Annotated in this window: 22 protein-coding genes; 8 read left to right on the forward strand and 14 right to left on the reverse strand. The window is 70.4% G+C overall.

Features of this window, described 5'->3' with window-relative positions:
• The first annotated feature begins 16 nt into the window (after positions 1-16).
• Positions 17-859 carry an aminodeoxychorismate lyase gene (locus tag ACZ7CF_RS15900; protein ID WP_470369863.1) on the forward strand — a complete coding sequence of 281 codons (843 nt, stop codon included), beginning with the start codon at positions 17-19 and terminating at the stop codon, positions 857-859.
• Position 860: 1 nt separating this feature from the next.
• Here the strand turns inward: ACZ7CF_RS15900 and ACZ7CF_RS15905 are convergent, their stop codons facing one another.
• The 11 genes from ACZ7CF_RS15905 to ACZ7CF_RS15955 all read right to left on the reverse strand — a co-directional run bounded on the left by ACZ7CF_RS15905 (position 861) and on the right by ACZ7CF_RS15955 (position 9,599).
• On the reverse strand, positions 861-3,395 hold the full coding sequence (locus ACZ7CF_RS15905; protein ID WP_470369864.1) for a glycosyl hydrolase family 18 protein: 2,535 nt from the start codon (positions 3,393-3,395) through the stop codon (positions 861-863).
• An 85-nt stretch (positions 3,396-3,480) separates the two neighbouring features.
• A complete protein-coding gene (locus tag ACZ7CF_RS15910; RefSeq protein WP_470369865.1) occupies positions 3,481-4,332 on the reverse strand; it encodes a 5-oxoprolinase subunit C family protein in 852 nt (283 codons plus the stop codon).
• Positions 4,329-4,916: a 5-oxoprolinase subunit PxpB gene (gene pxpB, locus ACZ7CF_RS15915; RefSeq protein WP_470369866.1), complete on the reverse strand. Its 588-nt coding sequence runs from the start codon at positions 4,914-4,916 to the stop codon at positions 4,329-4,331. Before pxpB ends, ACZ7CF_RS15910 begins: the two co-directional genes overlap by 4 nt.
• 66 nt (positions 4,917-4,982) lie before the next feature.
• Positions 4,983-5,594, reverse strand: coding sequence for a heme-binding beta-barrel domain-containing protein (locus ACZ7CF_RS15920; protein WP_360396765.1), 612 nt, complete (start codon positions 5,592-5,594; stop codon positions 4,983-4,985).
• Between the two features lie 247 nt (positions 5,595-5,841).
• Positions 5,842-6,141 carry a DUF1416 domain-containing protein gene (locus ACZ7CF_RS15925; RefSeq protein WP_360396767.1) on the reverse strand — a complete coding sequence of 100 codons (300 nt, stop codon included), beginning with the start codon at positions 6,139-6,141 and terminating at the stop codon, positions 5,842-5,844.
• A 5-nt stretch (positions 6,142-6,146) separates the two neighbouring features.
• Entirely contained in the window at positions 6,147-6,992 is an 846-nt protein-coding gene (locus ACZ7CF_RS15930; protein ID WP_360396769.1) for a sulfurtransferase, read from the reverse strand.
• Between the two features lie 33 nt (positions 6,993-7,025).
• Positions 7,026-7,463 carry a DUF4395 domain-containing protein gene (locus tag ACZ7CF_RS15935; RefSeq protein ID WP_360396771.1) on the reverse strand — a complete coding sequence of 146 codons (438 nt, stop codon included), beginning with the start codon at positions 7,461-7,463 and terminating at the stop codon, positions 7,026-7,028.
• Between the two features lie 73 nt (positions 7,464-7,536).
• Entirely contained in the window at positions 7,537-7,614 is a 78-nt protein-coding gene (locus tag ACZ7CF_RS15940; RefSeq protein WP_352235731.1) for a putative leader peptide, read from the reverse strand.
• A 79-nt stretch (positions 7,615-7,693) separates the two neighbouring features.
• Positions 7,694-8,113 carry a thioredoxin family protein gene (locus ACZ7CF_RS15945; RefSeq protein ID WP_360396773.1) on the reverse strand — a complete coding sequence of 140 codons (420 nt, stop codon included), beginning with the start codon at positions 8,111-8,113 and terminating at the stop codon, positions 7,694-7,696.
• The gene (locus ACZ7CF_RS15950; RefSeq protein WP_458430023.1) at positions 8,110-8,946 is read right to left on the reverse strand and encodes an LmeA family phospholipid-binding protein; all 837 of its coding nucleotides are present in this window, start codon (positions 8,944-8,946) and stop codon (positions 8,110-8,112) included. Before ACZ7CF_RS15950 ends, ACZ7CF_RS15945 begins: the two co-directional genes overlap by 4 nt.
• Positions 8,943-9,599: an alpha/beta hydrolase family protein gene (locus ACZ7CF_RS15955; RefSeq protein ID WP_470369867.1), complete on the reverse strand. Its 657-nt coding sequence runs from the start codon at positions 9,597-9,599 to the stop codon at positions 8,943-8,945. The genes ACZ7CF_RS15950 and ACZ7CF_RS15955 overlap by 4 nt, the downstream gene beginning before the upstream one ends.
• Before the next feature lie 240 nt (positions 9,600-9,839).
• On the opposite strand from ACZ7CF_RS15955, the gene ACZ7CF_RS15960 reads away from it, so the two are divergent.
• From ACZ7CF_RS15960 to ACZ7CF_RS15990, 7 genes are all read left to right on the forward strand, one after another.
• A complete protein-coding gene (locus tag ACZ7CF_RS15960) occupies positions 9,840-10,592 on the forward strand; it encodes a response regulator transcription factor (RefSeq protein ID WP_360396779.1) in 753 nt (250 codons plus the stop codon).
• A 10-nt stretch (positions 10,593-10,602) separates the two neighbouring features.
• Positions 10,603-11,478 carry a mycothiol synthase gene (gene mshD, locus ACZ7CF_RS15965; RefSeq protein ID WP_458430025.1) on the forward strand — a complete coding sequence of 292 codons (876 nt, stop codon included), beginning with the start codon at positions 10,603-10,605 and terminating at the stop codon, positions 11,476-11,478.
• Positions 11,479-11,676: 198 nt separating this feature from the next.
• Complete coding sequence (gene pstS, locus ACZ7CF_RS15970; protein WP_360396781.1) at positions 11,677-12,783, forward strand: phosphate ABC transporter substrate-binding protein PstS; 1,107 nt, start codon at positions 11,677-11,679, stop codon at positions 12,781-12,783.
• A 33-nt stretch (positions 12,784-12,816) separates the two neighbouring features.
• On the forward strand, positions 12,817-13,881 hold the full coding sequence (gene pstC, locus ACZ7CF_RS15975; RefSeq protein ID WP_360396783.1) for a phosphate ABC transporter permease subunit PstC: 1,065 nt from the start codon (positions 12,817-12,819) through the stop codon (positions 13,879-13,881).
• Complete coding sequence (gene pstA / locus ACZ7CF_RS15980; protein ID WP_360396785.1) at positions 13,878-14,792, forward strand: phosphate ABC transporter permease PstA; 915 nt, start codon at positions 13,878-13,880, stop codon at positions 14,790-14,792. The genes pstC and pstA overlap by 4 nt, the downstream gene beginning before the upstream one ends.
• Positions 14,793-14,802: 10 nt before the next feature.
• Complete coding sequence (pstB, locus tag ACZ7CF_RS15985; RefSeq protein ID WP_360396787.1) at positions 14,803-15,579, forward strand: phosphate ABC transporter ATP-binding protein PstB; 777 nt, start codon at positions 14,803-14,805, stop codon at positions 15,577-15,579.
• Positions 15,580-15,589: 10 nt separating this feature from the next.
• Positions 15,590-16,783 (forward strand): hypothetical protein, encoded by a 1,194-nt coding sequence (locus tag ACZ7CF_RS15990; RefSeq protein ID WP_470369868.1) that lies wholly within the window; start codon positions 15,590-15,592, stop codon positions 16,781-16,783.
• A 16-nt stretch (positions 16,784-16,799) separates the two neighbouring features.
• Here the strand turns inward: ACZ7CF_RS15990 and phoU are convergent, their stop codons facing one another.
• The 3 genes from phoU to ACZ7CF_RS16005 all read right to left on the reverse strand — a co-directional run bounded on the left by phoU (position 16,800) and on the right by ACZ7CF_RS16005 (position 22,077).
• Positions 16,800-17,465, reverse strand: a complete 666-nt coding sequence (gene phoU, locus ACZ7CF_RS15995; RefSeq protein WP_360396791.1) for a phosphate signaling complex protein PhoU — start codon at positions 17,463-17,465, stop codon at positions 16,800-16,802.
• 72 nt (positions 17,466-17,537) lie between these two features.
• On the reverse strand, positions 17,538-20,273 hold the full coding sequence (locus tag ACZ7CF_RS16000) for an LCP family protein (RefSeq protein ID WP_470369869.1): 2,736 nt from the start codon (positions 20,271-20,273) through the stop codon (positions 17,538-17,540).
• Positions 20,274-21,231: 958 nt separating this feature from the next.
• Positions 21,232-22,077 (reverse strand): GGDEF domain-containing protein, encoded by an 846-nt coding sequence (locus tag ACZ7CF_RS16005; RefSeq protein ID WP_470369870.1) that lies wholly within the window; start codon positions 22,075-22,077, stop codon positions 21,232-21,234.
• Between the last annotated feature and the right edge of the window lie 85 nt (positions 22,078-22,162).

Here is a 22,162-nt window from a genome sequence, read left to right on the forward strand (position 1 = left end):
TTAGTAGGCTCACGCCATGCGCGTGCTGGCACTGCTCGACGGAACCCTTGCCGACCCCGACGCCCCGCAGATCCGTGTCGACGACCTCGGTCTGATGCGCGGCGACGGCGTCTTCGAAACCATCCTCGTCGTCGACGGCAAGCCCCGTGAGCTGTCGCCGCACCTGGACCGCCTGGAGCGGTCGGCGGCCATGCTCGACATGCCGGTCCCGCCGCGGCCAGAGTTCGAGCGCGCGGTCGAGCTCGTCATCGCCAACTGGACCGGTGGCGGCGAGTTCGCGCTCAAGCTCGTCTACACCCGCGGTGTCGAGGGCGGCGACGGCACCGGCACCGGGTTCGCGCTGGGCATGGAGATCGGCCCGAAGGTGCTCAAGCAGCGCGCCGAGGGCCTGTCCGCGGTGACGCTGGACCGCGGCATCGAGGCGGACCTCGCCGACCGCGCGCCGTGGCTGCTGCTGGGCGCCAAGTCGCTGTCGTACGCGATCAACATGGCCGCGATCCGCGAGGCCGAGCGCCGCGGCGCCGCCGAGGTCATCTTCACGACCTCCGGCGGTTCCGTGCTGGAGGGCCCCACCTCCACCGTGGTCCTGGTGCGCGGCAAGACGCTGGTCACGCCGCCGTCCGAGCTCGGCATCCTGCCCGGCACCACGCAGTACGCGTTGTTCCGCGCCGCCGAGCGCGCCGGCTGGACCGTGCTCGTGGAGCCGGTCCAGACCGGCGAGCTCTACGACGCCGAGGGCGTGTTCCTCGCCTCCAGCGTCCGCAAGATCACGCGGGTGACCACGCTGGACGGCAAGCAGCTGCCCGACTCGTCGGCCCTGCTCACCGAGCTGCAGGGCCTGTACGAGTCGGAGTACTGAGCTACCTCAGCCCGGCGTCGACCGCGGCCAGCAACGGGCCGCGGTCACCGGACATCTCCCAGAACATCGCGCCCAGCAGGTTCTTCGACTTGAGCCACGCGGTCTTCTTCTGGATCGACCACACGTCGTCGAAGGTCCACCACTGGTTGCCGGTGTAGCAGGACGTCGCCACCGCCACCTCGTCGTGGAAGACGGTGCAGTTCGGCACCGACGCGACGAGGTTGGCGTACCCGCGCGTGCCGGACTCCTCCGGGAACTGGCCCGGTGCCGCGCCACCCGCCTGCTGCCACTCGCCGTTCTTGCCGCCGTTGACCACGTTCTGCCAGCCGCGGCCGTAGAACGCGAGCCCGAGCGTGATCTTGCGCGGCGGCACCCCCGCGTCGAGGTAGGCCTGCACCGTGCTCTCCACGCTGAACTTCGTCGGGTACGGGTCGTCCGGGTCCGGGTACAGGTTGCCCTGGTGGCCGGTCCGGTTGGGCTCCCACGAGTTGTCGCTGCCGGAGCCGTGGAAGTCGTAGCCCTGGACGTTGAAGATGTCCATCGACTGCGCGACCCGCCCCAGCTCCCAGCCCGCCTCGATCTTGGCCGGGTCGGCCGGCGTGAACGCGGTCAGCTGGTAGCGCTTGCCGGTCGTGGCGCCGTAGGCGTCGATCTGCCGGCGGAACTCCTCGATCAGCAGGGTGTTGTTGACCTTGTCCTGCGGACCGAAGTGGTTGCCCGCGTGGCCCTCCGCGCCCGGCCACTCCCAGTCGAGGTCGAAGCCGTCGAAGATGCCCGCCGCCGTGCCGGGACCGCCCGCGCCGTTGTAGACCGGCAGGTTGCCCTTGAGGTAGACGTCGATGCACGACGACACGAACTTCTTGCGCGCCGCGTCGGTGGCCGCGACGTCGGAGAAGTACTTGGAGTACGTCCAGCCGCCGAGCGAGATCAGCACCTTCAGGTCCGGGTGCTTCACCTTGAGCTTCTTGAGCTGGTTGTAGTTGCCGCGCAACGGTTCCCAGCCGCTGTCCGCCACACCGTCGACGGACTGGGCCGCCGCGAACGGCCTGCTGTAGTCGGCTTCCGCGTCACCGGCGCCGTCACCCTGGTTCGGGTCCTGCGGGTTCGGGCTGGTGCCCTTCGTGACACCGTGCAGGCACGTCAGGTTGACCGGGTCGATGTTGCCGAACGCGTAGTTGACGTGCGTCAGCTTCGCGGCGTCCATGTCCTTCACGAAGTACTGGCGTCCGTAGATGCCCCACTGCACGAAGTACCCGACACGGGCGTAGCCGCCGACGATGTCACTGGTGCGTTCGTTCACCGCGTTGCTCGCGGCGGACACGTTGTCGTAGATGTCCCGTGCGCGCACGGTGAACGTGTAGTCCGTGGACGGCGCAAGGCCACTGACGACCGCGGTGGTGCCGGAGACCGTCTGCTTCACGGTCGAGCCGACGTAGACGTCGTAGTTCGCGACGCCGCGGTTGTCGGTGGACGCGGTCCACGCCAGCGTGACGCTGCCCGCGTCCTTCGCCGTGGCGCGCAGGGTGCCCGGCGCGGTCGGCGGGGTCGTGTCGTCGGCGGGGTTGTTGGTGGTGACGGCCACGGCCGTGCTCGGAGCGCTCTGCGTGCCCTTGGTGTCCTTGGCGCGCACGGTGAACGAGTACGCCGTGTTCGGGTTCAGGCCGGTGATGATCGTGGACGTCGTGGTGGAGCTGCCGGCGAGCGTGCTGCCGTTGTAGACGTCGTACCCGGCGATGGGCAGGGAGCCGGGGTTCGACGCGGTCCACTGCAACGTCACCGTGCGCGTGGTCTTCGTCGGCGAGGTGAGGCCCGTCGGGGTGCTCGGCGGGGTGTCCGCGCTGCCGTCGCAGTTCGCGTTGTTGATCCGGCACGTCACCGGGTCGACGTTGGAGCTGATGGCGAACGTCGGGCTGTACGGCTCGGTGCTGCCACCCGCGGCCACGGTCTTGTTGTAGTGCAACGGGGTGATGGTGACCTGGTTGCCGTTCTGGCTGACGGTGCCGTTCTGGCCGTTGCCTGCCGTCACGCCGTTGGGCAGCGTGAGGGAGATCGACCAGTCGCTCACCGCGGCGGTGGTGTGGTTGCGCACGACGAACTTCGCCGCGCCACCGGCCACCGAGTACTCGGCGGTGAGCCCGGTGGGCGCCGGTGCGGGGTCACCGCTGCCGTCGCACGCCATGCCGTTGATCGTGCAGGCGGTCGGGTCGGCCGCGGCGCTCAGCGTGAACGTCGGGCTGTAGGGCTCGGTGGTGCGCCCCGCGGGGAGGTTGGCGAGGTAGAACGCCGGGGTGAGCGTCACCCGCGTGCCGTTCTGGGTGGTGGTGGCGTTCTGGACGCCGCTCACCGTGACACCGGTGGGCAGGTCGAACTTGACCGACCAGCCGTTGAGCGCGGCCGTGGACGCGTTGGCGACCACGAGCTTGGCGCTCGTGCCGGTGCGGGTGAAGGTCGCGGTGATGCCCGTGGCGGCGTGTGCAGGGACCGCCAGGGCTGTTACCGCGACCAGAATCGCTAGGAGGGCAGGGAATCGGCGCATGCGGAACTCCAGTTTGGTGAAGGTTCCGCGGCGGCCTGGTGGATACCGTATTTGGTCTGGACCACTTCCGTCAACGCCGTGGTCCTCAGTTCCGCGGCAGGAACCTCACCGTCGTGCCGGGCCTGGCCTGGCCGAGAAACCGCAGGTGAGCGTTGTCGACGACGCCGATGACGGGGTAGCCGCCGGTCGTCGGGTGGTCGTTGAGGAAGACCACGGGCTGCCCGTTCGGCGGCACCTGGACCGCGCCGGTGATCATGCCCTCGCTGGGTATCTCGCCGTCACGACGATTCAGAACGGTGCCCCGCAGTCGCACGCCGACCCGGTTGCCGCGGTCGCTGACGGTCCAGGAACCCCGGCGCAGCTGGGTTTCCGCGTCCTCGAACCAGTCGTCGCGCGGGCCGAGCAGGACGGGAACGGTGATGGTCTGCGGTGCGTGGAACGGCGGCACGACATCGGCGCCGGTCGCCGGGTTCGGGGCGCCGAGCTCCAGGACGTCGTTGTCCCGCAAGGGTTCTGGACCGATTCCGGAGAGCAGGTCGGTCGACCGGCTGCCCAGCTCCGCGCGCGCGTCGATGCCGCCCGAGACGGCGAGGTAGGTGCGCAGGCCGGTCTGCGGGGTGCCGATGACGAGGGTCGCGTTCGCCGGCACGTGCAGCGGCTGGTGCGAGTCGGCGAGCCGGCCGTCGACGCGGACCTCGACCGCGGGACCGGTGACGGCGACCGTGCAGGAGGAGTGCGCTTCGAGGTGGAGACCACCGAGCAGCAGTTCGAGGCCGGCGGCGGTCTCGTCGTTGCCGACCAGCCGGTTGGCGAGCCGCAGCGAGTGCGGGTCGACGGCACCGGACGGCGGCACGCCGAGGTGGGCGTTGCCGGGGCGGCCGAGGTCCTGGACGAGCGCCTGCGGGCCGGTGCGGACGATCGTGACGCGGCGGCTCATGCGACCACGAACCTGACCTCGTCGCCGGGCGCGAGCAGGGCCGGTGTCTCGGCCCCGGGGTCGAACAGCGTGATCCGGGTGCGGCCGATCAGGCGCCAGCCGCCGGGGGTCGCACGCGGGTAGGCGGCGGTGAACTCGCCGGCGATGCCGACCGACCCGGCCGGGACCTTCGTGCGCGGCGAGTCGAGCCGGGGTTGCCGGAGCACCTCCGGCAACCCGGTCAGGTAGCCGAAGCCGGGGGCGAAGCCGCAGAACGCGACCTCGTAGGTGGCGGCGGTGTGCAGCTCGACGACCTCGGCGGTGCCGATGCCGGCGGTCTCGGCGACGAGGTCGAGGTCCGGCCCGTCGTAGGTGACGGGGATGGTGACCTGGCGGGACTCGGTGGCGGGCGCCCTGGTCAGGTCGACGTTCGCGAGCACTTCCCTGACCCGCGGCAGCGCACCCTTGACGAGCACCGTCCTGGCGGCCGGGACGAGCTCCTCGACTCCGGGCAGCCCGTGCAGGGCCGCGCGGACGGCCGCGACCTCGGTCAGCGAGTCGACCTCGACCAGGAGTGCGTCAGTACCGCAGCGCCGCAGCAGCATGGACCCATGCTACGGGGAATCGTGGGATTGTTGAACAATCCCACGACCCCGGCTTCAGCGTGTCGCTCAGCCGACGATGCGCTGGAGCTGCGCCGACGCGTGCGCCTGCATCGGCTGCCCCATCATGGCGCGCTCCTCGACGTAGGCGAGGTCGCCGTTGACGATGCCGTAGAGCCGCTGGGCCGCGGTGACGTCCTTGGCGGTGGCGGTGCGGATCAGCGCGTCGGTCTGGAACTCCCAGGCCGTCTGCTTGATCGGCTTGCCGTAGTACATCTCGATGATGCCCGTGTTGTGCGTGAGCAGCACCTCGATGGTGTCGTCCGGCTGCGGGCGCCAGAACCCGCTCTCCCGCGCCGCCGGCCTGATGACCTCGCCTGCCTCGTTGAGCAGCCACGACCGCGCCTCGTAGACGAGGAACGGCCGGCCGTCGTGGGCGAACGTGATCTGCTGGCCGAAGCGGAACGGGCCGTCGATCGTCGGGTAGACGACCTCGCCCTCACCCCGCCACACACCCACCAGCGGCAGCACCGCGAGCAGGGCGTCGTTCAGGTTCGCGCCCTCCCGCAGGTTCGCTGTGTCGCCCGGGATGGGCATGTCGGTGAACTGCGGCAGGTTGCGGGCACGCGTCGCCTCCGCGCGCTGCTCGGCCAGGCGGATGGCCTCGTCGCCGCTGGTCATCGCTGGTCGGAGTAGAGCCGGTACACGACGTAGGCCGAGAACCAGACGACCGCGATGGTCACGAGCACCAGGAGTCCGGTGAAGATGTGTTCCACCGGGAAAGGATATCCCGGGGCGGCTGACGTGCAGGATTGTGGTGGTGGACGACACGGCTCACGCCCCGCGTGAGCCGCGGCTGTCGCGGCAGGCCTGGACGGCGAAGGGCCCCGGCAGTGGCGTGACTGCCGGGGCCCTCCTGCTCGAAGCGTCAGGCGACCGCGATCTCCAGCGAGTGCACGCCGGGACCCGAGGCCGCCACGTCGGCCTGCCCGTTGCCGGTGCGGTGCAGGGCGCGGACGGTCCAGCTGCCCGGCGCCGCGAAGAACCGGAAGTCGCCCTCCGGGGAGGAGACGACCTCGGCCGTGAACTCGCCGGTCGAGTCCAGCAGGCGGACGAAGGCGCCACCGACGGGGGTGCCGTCGGCCACGACCTTGCCCTGCAGGACGGTCTCCGAGGACGAGACGTCGATCGCGCCGCCCTGGACGGGCGCGCCGCACGAGTCGCTCATGGTGATCAGGCCTCCTTGCCGGAACCGAGCTCGATCGGCACGCCGATGAGCGAGCCGTACTCCGTCCAAGAACCGTCGTAGTTCTTGACGTCTTCGTGGCCGAGCAGCTCGCGCAGGGCGAACCAGGTGTGCGAGGAGCGCTCGCCGATGCGGCAGTACGCGATGGTCTTGCGCGAGCCGTCGAAGCCGGCCTCCTCGTAGAGGGCGCGCAGCTCCTCGTCGGACTTGAAGGTGCCGTCCTCGTTGGCGGCCTTGCTCCACGGCACGTTCACGGCCGAGGGGATGTGGCCGCCGCGCTGGGCCTGCTCCTGGGGGAGGTGGGCCGGGGCGAGGAGCTTGCCGGAGAACTCGTCGGGGGAACGGACGTCCACGAGGTTCTTGTTGCCGATGGCCTCGACGACCTCGTCGCGGAACGCGCGGATCGAGAGGTCCTGCTCCTGGGCGGAGTAGGAGGTGGCCTCGCGGACGACCTCCTCCTTGTCCAGCGGACGGCCGTCGAGCTCCCACTTCTTGCGGCCACCGTCGAGGAGCTTCACGTCGTTGTGGCCGTAGAGCTTGAAGTACCAGTACGCGTAGGCGGCGAACCAGTTGTTGTTGCCGCCGTAGAGGACGACGGTGTCGTCGTTGGAGATGCCCTTGGCGGACAGCAGCTTCTCGAAGCCCTCGCGGTCGACGAAGTCGCGGCGCACCGGGTCCTGGAGGTCGTTCTTCCAGTCGATCTTGACGGCGCCGGGGATGTGGCCGCCCTCGTACGCGGTGGTGTCCTCGTCGACCTCCGCGAAGACGACGCCGGGCGTCTGGAGGTTCTCCTCGGACCAGGCTGCCGAGACCAGCACGTTCTCACGGCTCATCGAAGTTGCTCCCATTTAAGGTTCAGTGCTTGTTCATTGGGGACGGGCGAGGGCGGGTGCGTACCGGCGCAGCAGCAGGTACATCTCGCACCCGAGGCACAGGCCGAAGGCGGCGTTGAGGAACGCGGCGACCAGGGCGAGGCCGGTGGCGACGGTGCCGAACGTGGGGTAGCCCGCTGCGTAACCGACGGTGCCGAGCAGCGCGAACACGAAACCGACGCCCTGGGCGAAGCGCAGCGGGGCCGCTTCCTCGCGTTCGGTGGTCGGGGTGATGCGCGGCTGGACGGCGTACCGGTAGACGTGGCCCCACGGGTTGAGCTTCAGCGAGATGAACGCGCACATCGCGAAGAGCACGGTCTGGGCGGCTAACAGGCGCCACCAGCCGGTGAGCAGCACGATCGCGAGGACGACGGTGGTCATCCAGGCGGAGAAGCGCGGTCCACGCGGGTCTACAGGGGCATCTTGGGGCACGACGACCTCCGGACATTCGGACGAGGGGTGATTCAGTCCGTCAGAGGTGGCTGGTGGGCGTCAAGCGGCCCAGTCAGCTCGTCGTGCGACACAGGCTGCTGCGCACGCGGCACAGATCAACCGCGCGTCGCTTCGTGAGCAGCATGGTCATGCCAGCGAGGGTAGTACCCGATCCCTCGGTCCGGGAGATATGTCCATCAGGTGGAACAACGCAGGTTCACTCAACCGGACTAGGCCGATTGCGCGCCCAGATGTGGGCGCAACGCCGCCAGCAACGTGTCCCGTTTCGGCACCCCGCCGACCCGCAGCACCTCGGTCCCGTCGGCGGTCAGCGCCAGCGTCGTGGGCGTGCGCATCACGCCGAGCCGTGCGGCCACGTCCGGCAGGTTCGTCACGTCCAGCTCGGCGTGCGTGAGGCCGTCGGTGCGGTCGGCGAGGTCGCGCAAGATCACCTTGGCGTGCCGGCACGGTGCGCAGAACGTGGTGGAGAGCTGGACCAGCGTCACGCCCGGAGCGAGCAGTGCGCGCACGGGCTCCGGCAGGTCGACGGCCCGCGCCGGCTCCTTGATGCGGCCCTCGCGGACCTTGAGCAGCACGCCGATCGCACTGGCCACGGCCAGCGCGCCCAGCAGCGCCCACACCCCGGTCATCGTCCGGCCAAGGGTACGTCCGTGACGATGCCGCTCAGGGTGAACGCGCCGTTCTCCACCTCGACGGCGGTGGGCTTCGCACCGAACGGCAGCGCGCCGGGGTCGATCTTGATCGCGAGTGCGTTGCGCAGCTGCGGGACGAGCTGCTTGAGCGACGCGTCCTCCAGCTCGATGTCGTCGACGGTGATCTGGATGGCGCCGTCGACGAGCGCGATCTGGCCGTACGCGGCGACCGTGATGGTCTTGCCGGCGAGGTTCGTCTGGCCGGACAGCTTGATCGCGGCGGTCGTCTTCTGCTTGGGCGTCTCCGGTGCCGCGGGCGTCGGAGTCGTGGTGGTCACCCGGTTGTCCGGCTCGATCGACAGCTTGTCGAACGGCGTGACCTGGTTCGCGAGCCGGTTCAGGTCGAGCGCCTTGATCCGCACCTTGCCGTCGACCTGGTCGATCGTGGCCTTGGAGACGTTGCCCGCCAGCAGGTCGCCCAGCTCGACGCGGGTGTGCAGCAGGTCGGCCTCGACGTCGAGGTCGCGCAGCTCGATGTCCTTCTGCTCGTCCTTGATCGGCACGCCGTAGGCGTCGATCTCCACGCGCTGGTAGTCACCGCGGATCGCCTGCAGCACGAACGGGAAGCCGCTGATCCGGACCGACGGGTCCTCCTTGAGCTGCAGCTTCTCCCGCATCCGCTGCGCGATCTGGTACTCGGCCGCCGCGGCCAGTGCGAAGTCGGCGGCCACCAGCAGCACACCGAGCACGAGCACCGCGATCACGAGGAACTTGCCGCGCCGCGACTTCCGCTTCACCTTGCGCGTCTGTCCAGAGTGCCCTGCAGTCATCCCTCGTCCTCGACGTTGCCGGCGGTCCAGGCCGCCATCCGGTCTACCAGGTCAGGAGTCGTCGCCGATTCCGCGTGCCGCATGCCCGGTTCCAACCACAGCCGCGCATGTCCGGAGGACGCGCGGTGCAGCGACTTGGCGTGCTCCGGTCCGAAATAGTGGTCCAGCTCACCGTGCACGAGCAAAAGCGGGGTCGGTGCGATCCGCGAGACCACCTCCAGCGGGCTCTCGGGCACCTGTACCCACGGGTCACCGAGCCGAACCCCCATCGCGCGGGCGGCGAGCTTGCCGTGCGGCTGTTCCAGCAGCCAGTGGACCCGCCGCATCGGCGCGGTCTCCCGCGACCACCACCGCGCGGGCCCGCTCACCGCGACCACGGCGTCCGGCTTCGCCTCCCCCAGCGCCGCGTGCCGCACGACGATCGACGCGCCCATCGAGAACCCGACCGTCGCAACGCGGGTGTAACCCAGTTCACGTGCCGTCCGGACGGCCGCCTCCACGTCGTGGACCTCGTCGGCACCGACCGTGCAGCGCCCGCCGGACTTGCCGTGACCCCGGAAGTCGAACGCCACGACACCCCCGTGCCGGGCGAACCGGGCGAGCACCCGTGCCACGTAGGGCTTGGTCACGTTGTTCGTGAACCCGTGTGCCACAACGAAAGCGAGGGGGCCTTCACCCTTGTGGTGGACGCCGTGCAGACGCACGCCGTCGTGTGACATGGATGTAACAGGCGTGACGCTTGTGGAAACAACTGTGAGCACGGCTTCTTGACCTGGGACTTTCTCGGGGTGCACCGGTATTGTCTCCGTCATCCGCAGGCAACGGGGCCCGGTCACCGTACGCCGCTGGTCTGGTCGTGGTGACCGACCACGGCCGACTTGGAGGGCGCCGCGATGAGCATCGACGTGCTTCTGCTGACGACAGACCCCGACCCGGAGGCGGTGCTCCCGGCTCTGGCGCTGCTCCCGCACGCGGTCCGCCCGCTGCGTCCTGAGGTCTCCGCGCTGCTGGAGGCGGGCCCGCACGACATCGTGCTGGTCGACGCCCGCACCGACCTGGTCGGAGCGCGGTCGCTGTGCCGCCTGCTCGACTCGTCCGGCGTGGACGTCCCGGTCGTGGCCGTGGTCACCGAGGGCGGGCTGGTCGCGGTCAACTCCGACTGGTCGGTCGACGAGATCCTGCTCCCGACCTCCGGCCCCGCCGAGGTCGACGCCCGCCTGCGCCTGGTGCGCTCGCGCCGCGGCACCACCCAGCCCGGTGGCGACGGCGCGCTGCAGCTCGGCGACCTGGTGATCGACGAGGCCACCTACACCGCGCGGCTCAAGGGCCGCCCGCTCGACCTCACCTACAAGGAGTTCGAGCTGCTCAAGTACCTCGCGCAGCACGCGGGCCGGGTGTTCACCCGCGCGCAGCTGCTGCAGGAGGTCTGGGGCTACGACTTCTTCGGCGGCACCCGCACGGTCGACGTCCACGTGCGGCGCCTGCGCGCCAAGCTCGGCCCCGAGCACGAGGCGCTGATCGGCACCGTGCGCAACGTCGGCTACAAGTTCGTCCGGCCGCCGCGCCCCGGCTCGTCGCGCCGCGCGTCCGATGTGGAGATCGCCGACTCCGTCCGAGTCCTGGATGACGAGTTGATCGCGCGGTAGGTTCGCCGGTGTGGCGCAACTGAGCTGGTTCGACGAGCTGACGACCGACCAGGCTGCGGAGGTCGCGCAGCTGCTGACCGCCGCGGAGGCGACCGACGGCGTCGCCCCGGTGGGCGAGGCGGTCAGGCTGCGGATGCGGCCGGGCGCCACGGGCAGCAGGCACCTGCTCGCCCGCGTCGACGACCGGCTCGCCGGCTACGCGCACCTCGACCTGCTGGGCGACTCCGGCGGCCACCAGGTCGCCGAGCTCGCCGTGCACCCCGAGCACCGCCACCGCGGCGTCGGCGCCGAGCTGGTGTCCGAGCTGCCCGCGCGGAACCTGCGGATCTGGGCCCACGGCGGCCACCCCGACGCGGACCGCCTCGCGGGGAAGCTCGGTTTCGACAAGGTCCGCGAGCTGCTGCGGATGCGCCTGCGGGTGCAGGACGACCTGCCGGAGCCCCGGCTCCCCGAGGGCGTGGTCATCCGGGCGTTCGTGCCCGGCAAGGACGAGGCCGCGGTCGTCTACGTGAACCACCGCGCGTTCGACTGGCACCCCGAGCAGGGCGCGATGTCCATCGAGGACGTCCGCGCGAAGGAGCAGGAGCCGTGGTTCGACCCGGCCGGGTTCCTGCTGGCGTTCGACGCGGAGGACCGGCTCGTCGGCTTCCACTGGACGAAGGTGCACACCCCCGAGCTCGGCGAGGTCTACGTCGTCGGCGTCGACCCGGACCGGCAGGGCGGCGGCCTGGGCAAGGCGCTGACCCTCGCGGGCCTGCGGCACCTGCGCGACCAGCGGGTCCAGGAGGTCATGCTCTACGTGGAGTCGGACAACACCGCGGCGGTGCGGGTCTACACCAAGCTCGGCTTCACCCTGTGGGATGCCGACGTCCAGTACGCGCGGTAGTCAACGTACCGTCACAAAACGCATACGCGCTGGTCACGCAGTCACTCTTTCGGCCGTGTGACCCGTCACTTCCCGTTCGGTGTTCACCTCCCGTTCACCCGGTCTAGGTGGTCTGTCCACTCTGGCTACCTACCTTCCGAAGCGAGCGGCGACGTCCGTCGCGAAACCGCTAAAGCTTCCGCAAGGTGGAGGACCAAGGTGAAGATCCAGCGGCACGGCGCCGTGCTCGGCCTCGTCGCGGCCAGCGCGCTTCTGCTCGGTGCGTGTGGTTCCGACAACAACACGGGCGCGGGTGGCAGCACGAACACGCCCGCCGCCTCCGGTGTCGAGTGTGGCGGCAAGACCAAGCTGAACGCCGAGGGCTCTTCCGCCCAGAAGAACGCCGTCGACGCGTTCGTGCAGGCGTACCAGGCGGCTTGCCCCGGCACCGACCTCGCCTACAACCCGTCCGGCTCCGGTGCCGGCGTCAAGAACTTCAACGCGGGCCAGGTCGACTTCGGCGGCTCCGACTCCGCGCTGAAGGAGGGCGCCGAGACCGAGGCGGCCGCCAAGCGCTGCCAGAGCAACCCGGCGTGGAACCTCCCGCTGGTGTTCGGCCCGGTCGCGGTCGGCTACAAGGTGTCCGGCGTGGACAGCCTGGTGCTGGACGCCAAGACCACCGCCGCGATCTTCTCCGGCGCGGTCAAGAAGTGGAACGACCCGGCCATCAAGGCGCTGAACGGCTCCGCGAACCTGCCGGACAAGGACATCGCGGTCATCTACCGCTCGGACGAGTCGGGCACGACCGACAACTTCCAGAAGTACCTGAAGGTCGCCGGCGGCTGGACCAAGGGTGACGGCAAGCAGTTCAAGGGCGGTGTCGGCGAGGGCAAGGAGAAGTCCGCCGGTGTCGCGCAGGCCGTCGGCTCCATCGACGGTGCGATCACCTACGTCGAGTGGTCGTTCGCGCAGGACAACAAGCTCTCGATCGCCAAGATCGACTCCGGTGCCGGTGCGGTCGAGCTGACCGCCGAGTCGGCCGGCAAGGCCATCGACGGCGCGAAGGTCAAGGGCGAGGGCAACAACCTCGTCCTCGACCTCGACTCGATCTACGGCTCCAAGGCCGCCGGCGCGTACCCGCTGCTGCTCGCGACCTACGAGATCGTCTGCTCGAAGGGCTACGACGCCGACACCGCGAAGGCCGTCAAGGCGTTCCTCACGGTCGCCGCGACCACGGGCCAGCAGCAGCTCGCCGACGCCGGCTACGTGCCGCTGCCCAAGGCGTTCCAGGACAAGCTGCTGACCGCCGTGAAGGCGATCGCCTGAGGTTGATGCGAGACTTCGACCAACGCTGACGCGATGAACGATCCCGTCGTGGCCAAGCGCCCCGCCCGCACCGGTGCCGCCGGTGCGGAGCGGGGCGTTGCGGCTGCTCCCCACGCCTCGGAGGCTCCGATTCCCCCGACACCGGAAGCTCCAGAAACCCCTAAGGCACCGCACGTTCGGCCCGGTGACCGCATCTTCCGCGGCCTGGCGACGGGGTCTGGTGTCTTCATCGTCGTCCTCATCGGCGCGATCGGCCTGTTCCTGATCCTGCAGGCCATCCCGTCGCTCGGGCTGGACAACGTCAACTTCCTGACCAGTCGCGAGTGGAACACCACCGACCCGTCCAACCTGCGGTTCGGCATCCTGGACCTCACGCTCGTCACGGTCGTGGTGGCGGTGCTGGCCCTGCTGATCGCCATGCCGATCGCGCTGGGCATCGCGCTGTTCCTCACCCAGTACGCGCCGCGCAACCTCGCCCGGCCGTTCGCCTACGTCGTGGACCTGCTCGCCGCGGTCCCCTCGATCGTGTTCGGCCTCTGGGGCCTGTTCGTGCTCGGCCCGGTGCTCTTCCCGTTCTCCGAGTGGCTGATCTCCAACCTCGGCTGGATCCCGCTGTTCGCCAAGGGCAACGTGAACGTCCAGCTCGGCGGCACCATCTTCACCGCGGGCATCGTCGTCGCGGTGATGATCCTGCCGATCATCACGGCCGTCACCCGCGAGGTCTTCGAACGCACGCCCACCATGCACGTCGAGGGCGCCATCGCCCTCGGTGCGACCAAGTGGGAGGTCGTGCGCACGACGGTGCTGCCGTTCGGCAAGGCCGGTTACGTCAGCGCCTCCATGCTCGGCCTCGGCCGCGCACTGGGCGAGACGATCGCCGTCGCGATCATCCTGAGCACGGCCACCCAGTCGTTCGGCTGGTCGCTGTTCGACGGCGGCTCGACCTTCGCCTCGAAGATCGCGCTGGCCGCGCCCGAGTTCAACGACCCGCGCTCGGCAGGCGCCTACATCGCCGCCGGTCTGGTGCTGTTCGTGCTGACCTTCGTCGTCAACGCCATCGCGCGCTCGATCGTCGCCGGCCACAAGGAGTACGAGTGAGCACCAACCTCGCCGACCCCACGCGGCTCGCGACGCCGCCGACGTTCCAGTCGGTCAGCGTCTCCCGCCGGCTCAAGAACGGCCTCGCCACCACGCTCGTGTGGGGCGCGTTCGCGGTCGCGATCATCCCGCTGGTGTGGGTGCTCTACACCGTCGTCCAGCGCGGCTTCCCGGTCATCCTCGACGGTGACTGGTGGCAGAAGTCGATGTCCGGCCTGCTGGCCCGCCAGCAGGGTGGCGGCGCGTACCACGCGATCTACGGCACCCTGGTCCAGGGCCTGATCTGCGCCGTGATCTCGGTGCCGATCGGCATCATGGTCGCGATCTACCTCGTCGAGTACGGCGGCCGTTCGAGGCTGGCCAAGGCCACGACGTTCATGGTCGACATCCTCACCGGTGTCCCGTCGATCGTCGCCGCGCTGTTCGTCTACACGGTCTGGATCACGTACTTCGGCCTCGGCCGCAGCGCGCTCGCCGTGTCGCTCGCACTGGTGCTGCTGATGGTGCCGGTCATCGTGCGCACGACCGAGGAGATGCTCAAGATCGTCCCGGACGAGCTGCGCGAGGCCTCCTACGCGCTCGGCATCCCGAAGTGGAAGACGATCGTCAAGATCGTCATCCCGACGGCGCTCTCCGGCATCCTGACCGGCATCATGCTGGCCCTCGCCCGCGTCATGGGCGAGACGGCACCGGTGCTGGTACTCGCGGCGTACGCGCCGTTCATCAACTACAACCTGTTCGACGGCCCCATGGCCTCGCTGCCGTTGATGATGGTGAACGAGCGCAACAACCCGACGCAGGCGGGATTCGAGCGCATCTGGGGCGCGGCGATCACGCTCGTCGTCCTCATCACCCTGTTCAACCTCCTGGCGACCGTGATCTCGCGGGCGCTGGCGCCGAAGACGAAGTGAGCGGGCGGACATGGCCAAGCGACTCGACATCAAGGACCTGAACCTCTTCTACGGCAAGTTCCACGCCGTCGAGAACGTCTCGCTCGCGGTGCCGCCGCGCAACGTGACCGCGTTCATCGGTCCCTCCGGTTGCGGCAAGTCCACGGTGCTGCGGTCGCTGAACCGCATGCACGAGGTCGCGCCCGGCGCCCGCGTCGAGGGCAAGGTGCTGCTCGACGGCGAGGACATCTACGCGTCCACTGTGGACCCGGTCGAGGTGCGCCGCACCATCGGCATGGTGTTCCAGCGGCCCAACCCGTTCCCCACGATGTCCATCAAGGACAACGTGGTGGCCGGTCTGCGGCTGGCGGGCGTGAAGAACAAGAAGCAGCTCGACGAGGTGGCGGAGCGCTCGCTGCGCGGCGCCAACCTCTGGAACGAGGTCAAGGACCGCCTCGACCGCCCCGGCGGCGGCCTCTCCGGTGGTCAGCAGCAGCGCCTCTGCATCGCGCGTGCCATCGCGGTGCAGCCGGACCTGCTGCTGATGGACGAGCCCTGCTCGGCCCTGGACCCGATCTCCACGCTGGCGATCGAGGACCTGATCACGGAGCTGAAGAAGGAGTACACGATCGTCATCGTGACCCACAACATGCAGCAGGCGGCGCGCGTGTCGGACCAGACCGCGTTCTTCAACCTGCTCGGTGTGGGCCAGCCCGGTCAGCTCATCGAGGTCGACGACACGGAGAAGATCTTCTCCAACCCCGGCCAGAAGGCGACCGAGGACTACATCTCCGGCCGGTTCGGCTAAATTGCCGGGCGTGAGCCCGCAGAGCAAGTCCCGCAAGAAGAAGCAAGGCAAGGCACCCGGCCGCCGGCCGGAGCAGCAGTCCCCGTACGGGGCGCTGCTCGAGTCGGCGGCCGTGCTGCGTTCCGAGTCCTGGTTGCTCGCGGACGCCTGGGCGAGCGAGGTCGTGGCGTCGCTCTGGCTGGGGTCCTGGCGGTTCCCGGAGCCGGCCGAGGCGTTCGAGTCCGAGCACGGGAAGCTGGTCGCGGGGGTGCTGCGGGCCGGTGGTGAGGCCGCGCTGACCGCGTTGCGCGCGCTGTCCGGTGTGTCGTCCGGCGAAGCGGCCGTCGAGGCGGCGGAAACCCTTGCCGCGCAGGGCGTTGCCGAACCGTCGTGGTTCGTCGCCGGTGCGGCGCTGGAGTTCCGCGAGGCGTTCCTCGTCACGAACCTGCTCGGTGACGTCGAGGTCGTCGCGGTCACCCAGGAACGCGCGGGTGCCGTGGAGACCGTGCTCTTCATGCGGCAGCCGGTGCTGGGCGCCACCGCGATCGAGCTGTTCGCGACCCCGGACGAGGGCACCACCGCGTTGCTGGAGGACATGATCTCCTCCGCGCCGGGTGCGTTCCGCGACCGGATCACGCCGATGAGCGCCGAGGAGGCGTTCAGCCGGGTGTGGCCCGACATCGAGCTGTTCTGGAACGAGGAACCCGACGAGGAGGCCGAGGCCGGTCTGCTCGACGACGACGAGGAGGCGCGGCACCCGATCCAGCTCATGGCGCTGGCCGAGGCACGGGTGCGGGCGCTGGTCCCCGACGACTACGAGATCCCCGAGCGGCCCGACCGGACCGACGAGGTGGTCGAGGCGTTCCTGGCGTCCGAGCACGCCACCGCGCTGCCGGACGCGGAGCTCGCGAGGGCGCTCGCGCGCGTGCTCGCCGGGGAGGCCACCGAGCAGGACCGCGACCCCGTGGCGTACGGGCCCGCGTCGCTGACCGGTGTGCTGATCCTGGCCGTGGCGGCCCGGCTGCACGTCTCGGACGAGGACCTGGCACTGCTGCCGGACGTCGTGCGGGCGTGGGCGTACTTCACCGCGGACGCGCGCGATCTGCCGCGCGAGGAGGCGCGCGCCGCCTGGGACGCGGAACTGCCCACCGTGCTCGCCGAGTTCTCCGAGGCCTACGCCGATCCGGAGCTCGAGGCTGAGCGCGACGGGCAGCTGCGCGGGTAGCCGTACCTGAAGTTTTCTAGAGGTCGTCGTCGCCACCGTAACCGGGCATCCGGCCGGTGACGACGAAGACGGTGCGCTTGGCGACCGACACGGCGTGGTCGCCGTAGCGCTCGTAGAAGCGGCCCAGCAGGGTCACGTCCACGGCGGCCGCGACACCGTGCTGCCACTCCTTGTCCATGATCACCGAGAAGAGGTGGCGGTGGATGTCGTCCATCGCGTCGTCCTCCTCTTCGAGGGAACGGGCGCGGGCGACGTCCCGCTCGCGGATGACCAGGGCGGCCTCCGTCGCGAGCTTGACCGCGATCCGGCCCATCTCGGTGAAGTACGGCTGGACGTCCTCGGGGATCGCGGACGCGGGGTGGCGGCGGCGCGCGGCCTTCGCCACGTGCAGCGCCAGGTCGCCCATCCGCTCGACGCTCTCGGCCGCGTGGATCACCGCGAGCACGGTGCGCAGGTCGGTCGCGACGGGGGCCTGCAACGCGAGCAGCGCGTAGGACTGCTCCTCGATGCTGGCGCGGACGTCGTCGACCTCCTGGTCACCGCTGATGACCTGCTCCGCCAGACCGAGGTCGGCCTGCAGCAGGGCAGCGGTCGCGTTCTCCATCGCCTCAGCGACCATGCCGGTCATGTCGGCCAGTCGTTCGGCGAGCTGTTCTAGCTGGTCGGTGTAGGCCTCGCGCATGGGGCTCAGCCTACGGTGCGACCATCGCGGCAGCGACATGCCCGAGTGAACCGCGGGTGAACCCCAGGCGAATCACTTCGCGCAGGGGTCCTGGCCCGCGTTCACAATGGACAGATCACCCTGGTTGCCCGCGCTCTGGTTCTGGTTCTGCGCGGGGGCGTTCCCACCCGTCTTCGGGTCGACCACCTTGTCGTCGAAGTCGGAACCGAGGACGAGCATCACCGCGCCACCCATCTCCGGGGCCTCCACCAGCTCCGCCTTGGGCACCGCGGCCCGCAGCGTCGCCGCCTTGTCCTCGAAACCCCTGGCGTAGCGGATGGTCGTCTTCGCGGCCCGCTCCGTCGCGTCGCCCTTGAAGGACACCTGGAAACCGACGCCCTGCAACGCGTCCGCGGTGCGGCCGGCAACACCGTCGTTGTCCGGGTCGCCGTTGAGCACCTGGATGAGGACGCTCTTCGGGTCGATCACCGTGCCCTGCTTGGGCGCGGAGCTCTGCTCACCCGGCTTCTGCTCGGCCGGCTTCTCCAGCGGCAGCGGCGTTCCGTCGATGATCGACTGGAAGAGCCTCTTGACGCCGTCCTTGTCCAGCCGCTCGATGTTGTCGTCCGGGATGTTGATGAGCTTGTTGTCGTCGGTCCAGTGCGGCATCGTCACGAACGACACCCGACCGGCTTCCAGGCCCTGCAACGACTGCCCGAGCTCCAGCAGCTGCGCGACACCGATGTTGTCGCCGACCGTCGACCTCGTGAAGGCCTTGATGAAGTCGTTGAGCCTGCTGGGGTTCAGCAGCACCTCGCTCGACAGGGCCGTGCGCAGCATCGAGGACATGAACTGCTGCTGCCGCGTGATGCGCGCGAAGTCCGAGGCGTCGTCACCCTGGACGTAGCGGGCGCGCACGTACTGCAGCGCCTGGTCGCCCTTGAGGACGTGCTTGCCCGGCTTGTCGATCACGACGCCGATCTCGTTGTCCTTGATCGGCTTGGACGTGCAGATCTCGACGCCGCCGACGGCCGTGGCCATCTCGCGGAAGCCGTTGAAGTCGATGCTGACGAAGTGGTTGATCTTGAGACCGGTCAGCTGCGTCATCATGTTGGCGACGCACTGCGGTCCGCCCTCGGCGTAGACGCTGTTCGCCATGACGTCCTTGGCCGGTGCCAGCGCGTCGCCGTACTCGCCGTTGTCCGAGTTCCAGCTGCGGCAGTCCGGCCGGTCGACGCGCACGTCCCGCGGCAACGACACCACGACCATCCGCTTCCGGTCGGCCGGGATGTGCGCCAGCATGATCACGTCGGACCGGGCGCCCTTCTCGGTCGCCGTCGTGCCGACGTTGTCGCCCGCCTTCGCACCCGCCCTGGTGTCCGAGCCGACCAGCAGGAAGTTCTCGTCACCGAGCTGCTTCTCGGCCTGCTGCACGGCCTGCGAGTTGCCGCCGAGCGCGTCGATGTCCCTGAACTGCGAGTCGGCCCACTGCATCGCGCCCCAGCCGATGCCGGTGGACGCGAACACCACGGCCGCCGCGGCGATAGCACCGACCTTCGCCGTGCGCATCAGCTTGCGCTGCTGCGGCGTCCGTCCGGCCGGACCGGCCTTCTGGTCGTCCTCCGCGCCGACGACGACGGGGTCGGCGAACTGGGTCGCCTCCTCGTCCTCGCCGTCACCGTCGTTGAGCCACGGCATGAGCTTCGCGCGGCGTTCCTTGCGCTGGCGCTCCTGTTCGAGCAGCTCGTCGTGGACGGCCGAGAACCGCGCGAGCGTGTGGTCCACCTCGCGGCGCTTCTTGACCTCCTCGCCGATGGCCTCCATCTCGGTGGTCAGGCTCATCGGGTCGATGTCCTCGCGCCGTTCCACCTTGGCCACACCCGCCGGGGCGATCTGGGTGGCCTCGGGGCCCTTGTCCTGCGTCGCGTCGTCCTCGGGGGCACCGGCGGGCCGGTCGGCGACGTCGCCGCCACCGAGCCGGTCGGAGACACCGCCGGGAGCGGGCCGCGGCGCGCTGGACTCCGCACGCGTCGGCATCGGGTGCCGGCCGGTCACGTCCCCGGTCGCGGGCCGCTCACCCGGAACGGGCGGACGCGGGATCCGGTTCGCCGAGGGCGCCTCGCCGGGGAGCAGCCTGCGCGGCGCACCCTCCGGTGCCGGGGGCACCGCGTTCGGGTCGGGGCGCCGGATGCTGTTGGACGACGGTGCGTCGCCGGGGTGCCTGCGCGGGCCGCCCTCGGGAGCGGGCGGGCGCGGGATGCCGTTGGAGGAGGGCACGTCGTGCCGGAGCGCCTCACCGGGAACCGGTGGCCGCGGGATGCCGGTGGACGAGGGCACGTCGTGCCTGCGCGGTCCACCGTCGGGCGCCTCACCCGGAGCGGGCCTGCGGCCGTCCGGTGCGGGCGGACGCGGGATGCCGTTCGACGACGGCGCGTCGCCGGGAGCGAGCCGCCTGGGCGCACCACCGGGACCGTCGAGCCGGCGCTGCACGCCCTCGGCGTCCGCGGGAGCACCCGGACCGGGACGCCGCATCGTGCCGCTGGGGGGACCGTCCTGGCGGCGCGGCGCACCGGTCACGTCACCGGGCCGGACCGCGGGGTCCGGGCGCCGCTGCGCACCGGTCGCCTCGCCGGGCCGGGGTCCGCGCGGGACGCCGTTCGGGTCTGCCGGGGGCTCCGGTCGCCGGACCGGTCCGCTCACGTCACCGGGACGCACGCCCGGTGCGTCGGCCGGCGGAACGGGACGGCGCACCGCACCGCTCGCCTCGCCCGGCCGCACGCCGGGAGCCGGTCGCCGCGGGGCGCCGTTCGCGTCCGGCCGCGGTCGCATCCCGGTCTGCTCGCCGACGGGCGGCGGGGTCTGTGCGGGCCGTGGTCGCGTTCCGGTCTGCTCACCGGTGGGCGGTGGGGCCTGGGCAGGTCGCGGTCGCGTTCCGGTCTGTTCGCCGACGGGTGGCGGGGCTTGCGCAGGTCGCGGTCGCGGTCCGGTCTGCTCACCGGTGGGCGGCGGGGTCTGCGCAGGTCGTGGGCGCGTTCCCGTCTGCTCGCCTGCGGGCGGGGCCTGCGCGGGCCGCGGTCGCGTTCCGGTCTGCTCACCCGGACGGACACCGCTCCGCGGCGGTGCCGGGGGCGCTGCCTGCGGCGGGTTCCGGTCCGGTCGCGGCCGGGCACCGGTCTGCTCGGCACGGCGGTCACCCGGCGCCGGGCGCGCGGGCGCACCGTTCTGCTCGGGTTCGGGCCTGCGCCGCCGACCGGTCTGGTCGGGTGCCTGGCCACCGGTGAAGCCCTGCGGCGGAGCGGGTTGCCGCTGGTCGGCGGGCGGCTCCTGCAGCGAGCGGCGGCCGGTGGCCGCGGGCGGGTTCTCTGGCAGAGCACGCCTGCCGGTAGTGGAAGCGTCGGGCGAGCCGGGCGGGACGGGCCGGGGGATGTCCGTCCTGCTGTGCTGCTCGATGAGGTCCGAGACGCTCAGGCCCCCAGAGCCATCCATCGAGCGACGTCTACGGCCGGTCGGCTGGTCGTGCTGGGGATCCTGATCACCGCGGGAAGAGGGGCCGCCACGTCGGGGGTCGTCGGGCACCCAATCTCCCTTCTGGGTCAGAAGCGCTTTAGCGGTTCGCTATTACGAGTTGACGACGACCGGGACACAAGGGTTGCATCACCGGGCGTGTCAGTTGCGCCCGCGATACTACGGATGTAGCCGTCTTCTGACGACCACTCCGGGTGATACGAGTTCGATCTGTACGCGATTACGCGCAGTCCGCTTGCCCTGAACGGGTGAGCTGGGTCACTCAGCAGTAACCGAGAACACGTGTTTCAGCGACGGCACGCCGCTCGGAAGCGGCACCGGCGAGGCGAACCCGGCCGTCCGAACGGTACGCCACGGCGTTGCGGCCCGACTGCTTGGCCGAGTACAGGAGGCTGTCGGCGCGCAGCAGCTGCTGCTCGGCGCTGACCGGTGGCCGCTGCGGAGCCTCGTCCGCGGGCGGTTCGTAGGCGAGACCCGCCGAGACCGTCACGCGCAGCCCGGGAGCGATCTCGTCCCAGGGGTGACGCTCGACACGTTCTCTGGCCTTCTCGGCCACCTCGACGGCCGCGGCGGCGTCCACCCGCGGCAGCACGAGCACGAACTCCTCACCGCCGTAACGGGCGCAGAACGCACCTTCCGGCAACCCCTGCTGGAGCAGCTCCACCACGCGCTGGAGCACGCGGTCGCCGAGCAGGTGGCCGAAGGTGTCGTTGACCTGCTTGAACCAGTCGAGGTCGATCAGGGCGATGGCGAGCCCGTGCCGGCACGCGCCGTGCTCGGCCAGCAGGTCCATCAGCCGCTGGTCGAGGTAACGGCGGTTGTAGGAGTCGGTGAGGCTGTCGCGCAGGCTCTGCTCGCGCGCCTCCGCGTGCTCCCGGCGCAGCCGGTCGACCTCGCGGCGCAGTTGCTCGGGGACGTGCGGCTCCTCCTCCTGGTCGGCCTGGACGAGGTCGAGCGCCGAGCGCAGGTGCTGGTAGGCCTGGCGCCACTGACCGCGGGAGGCGAGCAACCTCGCGATGGACTCGTGCAGGCCGACCAGTGCGGGCCCCTGCCCGGCAGCGGCGTCGGCCGGCTCGGTCTCTGCGATTTCGGGTCGCAGCGCGGTCATCGCGATCACCTCCTTACTTGCCAGGTGTCGTCTCCGAAGAGGCGGCGCTTGAGCAAGAAGGACGGGTGGGGGCGGGATTTCCCCC

Source organism: Lentzea sp. NPDC036955, assembly GCF_055608005.1.

Coding starts and splice junctions, on each gene's coding strand:
- ACZ7CF_RS15910 (WP_470369865.1), bottom strand. CDS start 4,332: ATGAGCCGCCGCGTCACGATCGTCCGCACCGGCCCGCAGGCGCTCGTC.
- ACZ7CF_RS15950 (WP_458430023.1), bottom strand. CDS start 8,946: ATGACTGCAGGGCACTCTGGACAGACGCGCAAGGTGAAGCGGAAGTCG.
- phoU (WP_360396791.1), bottom strand. CDS start 17,465: ATGCGCGAGGCCTACACCGACCAGCTAGAACAGCTCGCCGAACGACTG.
- ACZ7CF_RS15930 (WP_360396769.1), bottom strand. CDS start 6,992: ATGAGCCGTGAGAACGTGCTGGTCTCGGCAGCCTGGTCCGAGGAGAAC.
- ACZ7CF_RS15940 (WP_352235731.1), bottom strand. CDS start 7,614: ATGACCATGCTGCTCACGAAGCGACGCGCGGTTGATCTGTGCCGCGTG.
- ACZ7CF_RS15945 (WP_360396773.1), bottom strand. CDS start 8,113: ATGACCGGGGTGTGGGCGCTGCTGGGCGCGCTGGCCGTGGCCAGTGCG.
- pstC (WP_360396783.1), top strand. CDS start 12,817: ATGAACGATCCCGTCGTGGCCAAGCGCCCCGCCCGCACCGGTGCCGCC.
- ACZ7CF_RS15920 (WP_360396765.1), bottom strand. CDS start 5,594: ATGACCAGCGGCGACGAGGCCATCCGCCTGGCCGAGCAGCGCGCGGAG.
- ACZ7CF_RS15900 (WP_470369863.1), top strand. CDS start 17: ATGCGCGTGCTGGCACTGCTCGACGGAACCCTTGCCGACCCCGACGCC.
- pstB (WP_360396787.1), top strand. CDS start 14,803: ATGGCCAAGCGACTCGACATCAAGGACCTGAACCTCTTCTACGGCAAG.
- ACZ7CF_RS15905 (WP_470369864.1), bottom strand. CDS start 3,395: ATGCGCCGATTCCCTGCCCTCCTAGCGATTCTGGTCGCGGTAACAGCC.
- pxpB (WP_470369866.1), bottom strand. CDS start 4,916: ATGCTGCTGCGGCGCTGCGGTACTGACGCACTCCTGGTCGAGGTCGAC.
- ACZ7CF_RS15960 (WP_360396779.1), top strand. CDS start 9,840: ATGAGCATCGACGTGCTTCTGCTGACGACAGACCCCGACCCGGAGGCG.
- ACZ7CF_RS16000 (WP_470369869.1), bottom strand. CDS start 20,273: ATGCGACCGCGGCCGGACGCGAACGGCGCCCCGCGGCGACCGGCTCCC.
- ACZ7CF_RS15925 (WP_360396767.1), bottom strand. CDS start 6,141: ATGAGCGACTCGTGCGGCGCGCCCGTCCAGGGCGGCGCGATCGACGTC.
- ACZ7CF_RS16005 (WP_470369870.1), bottom strand. CDS start 22,077: ATGACCGCGCTGCGACCCGAAATCGCAGAGACCGAGCCGGCCGACGCC.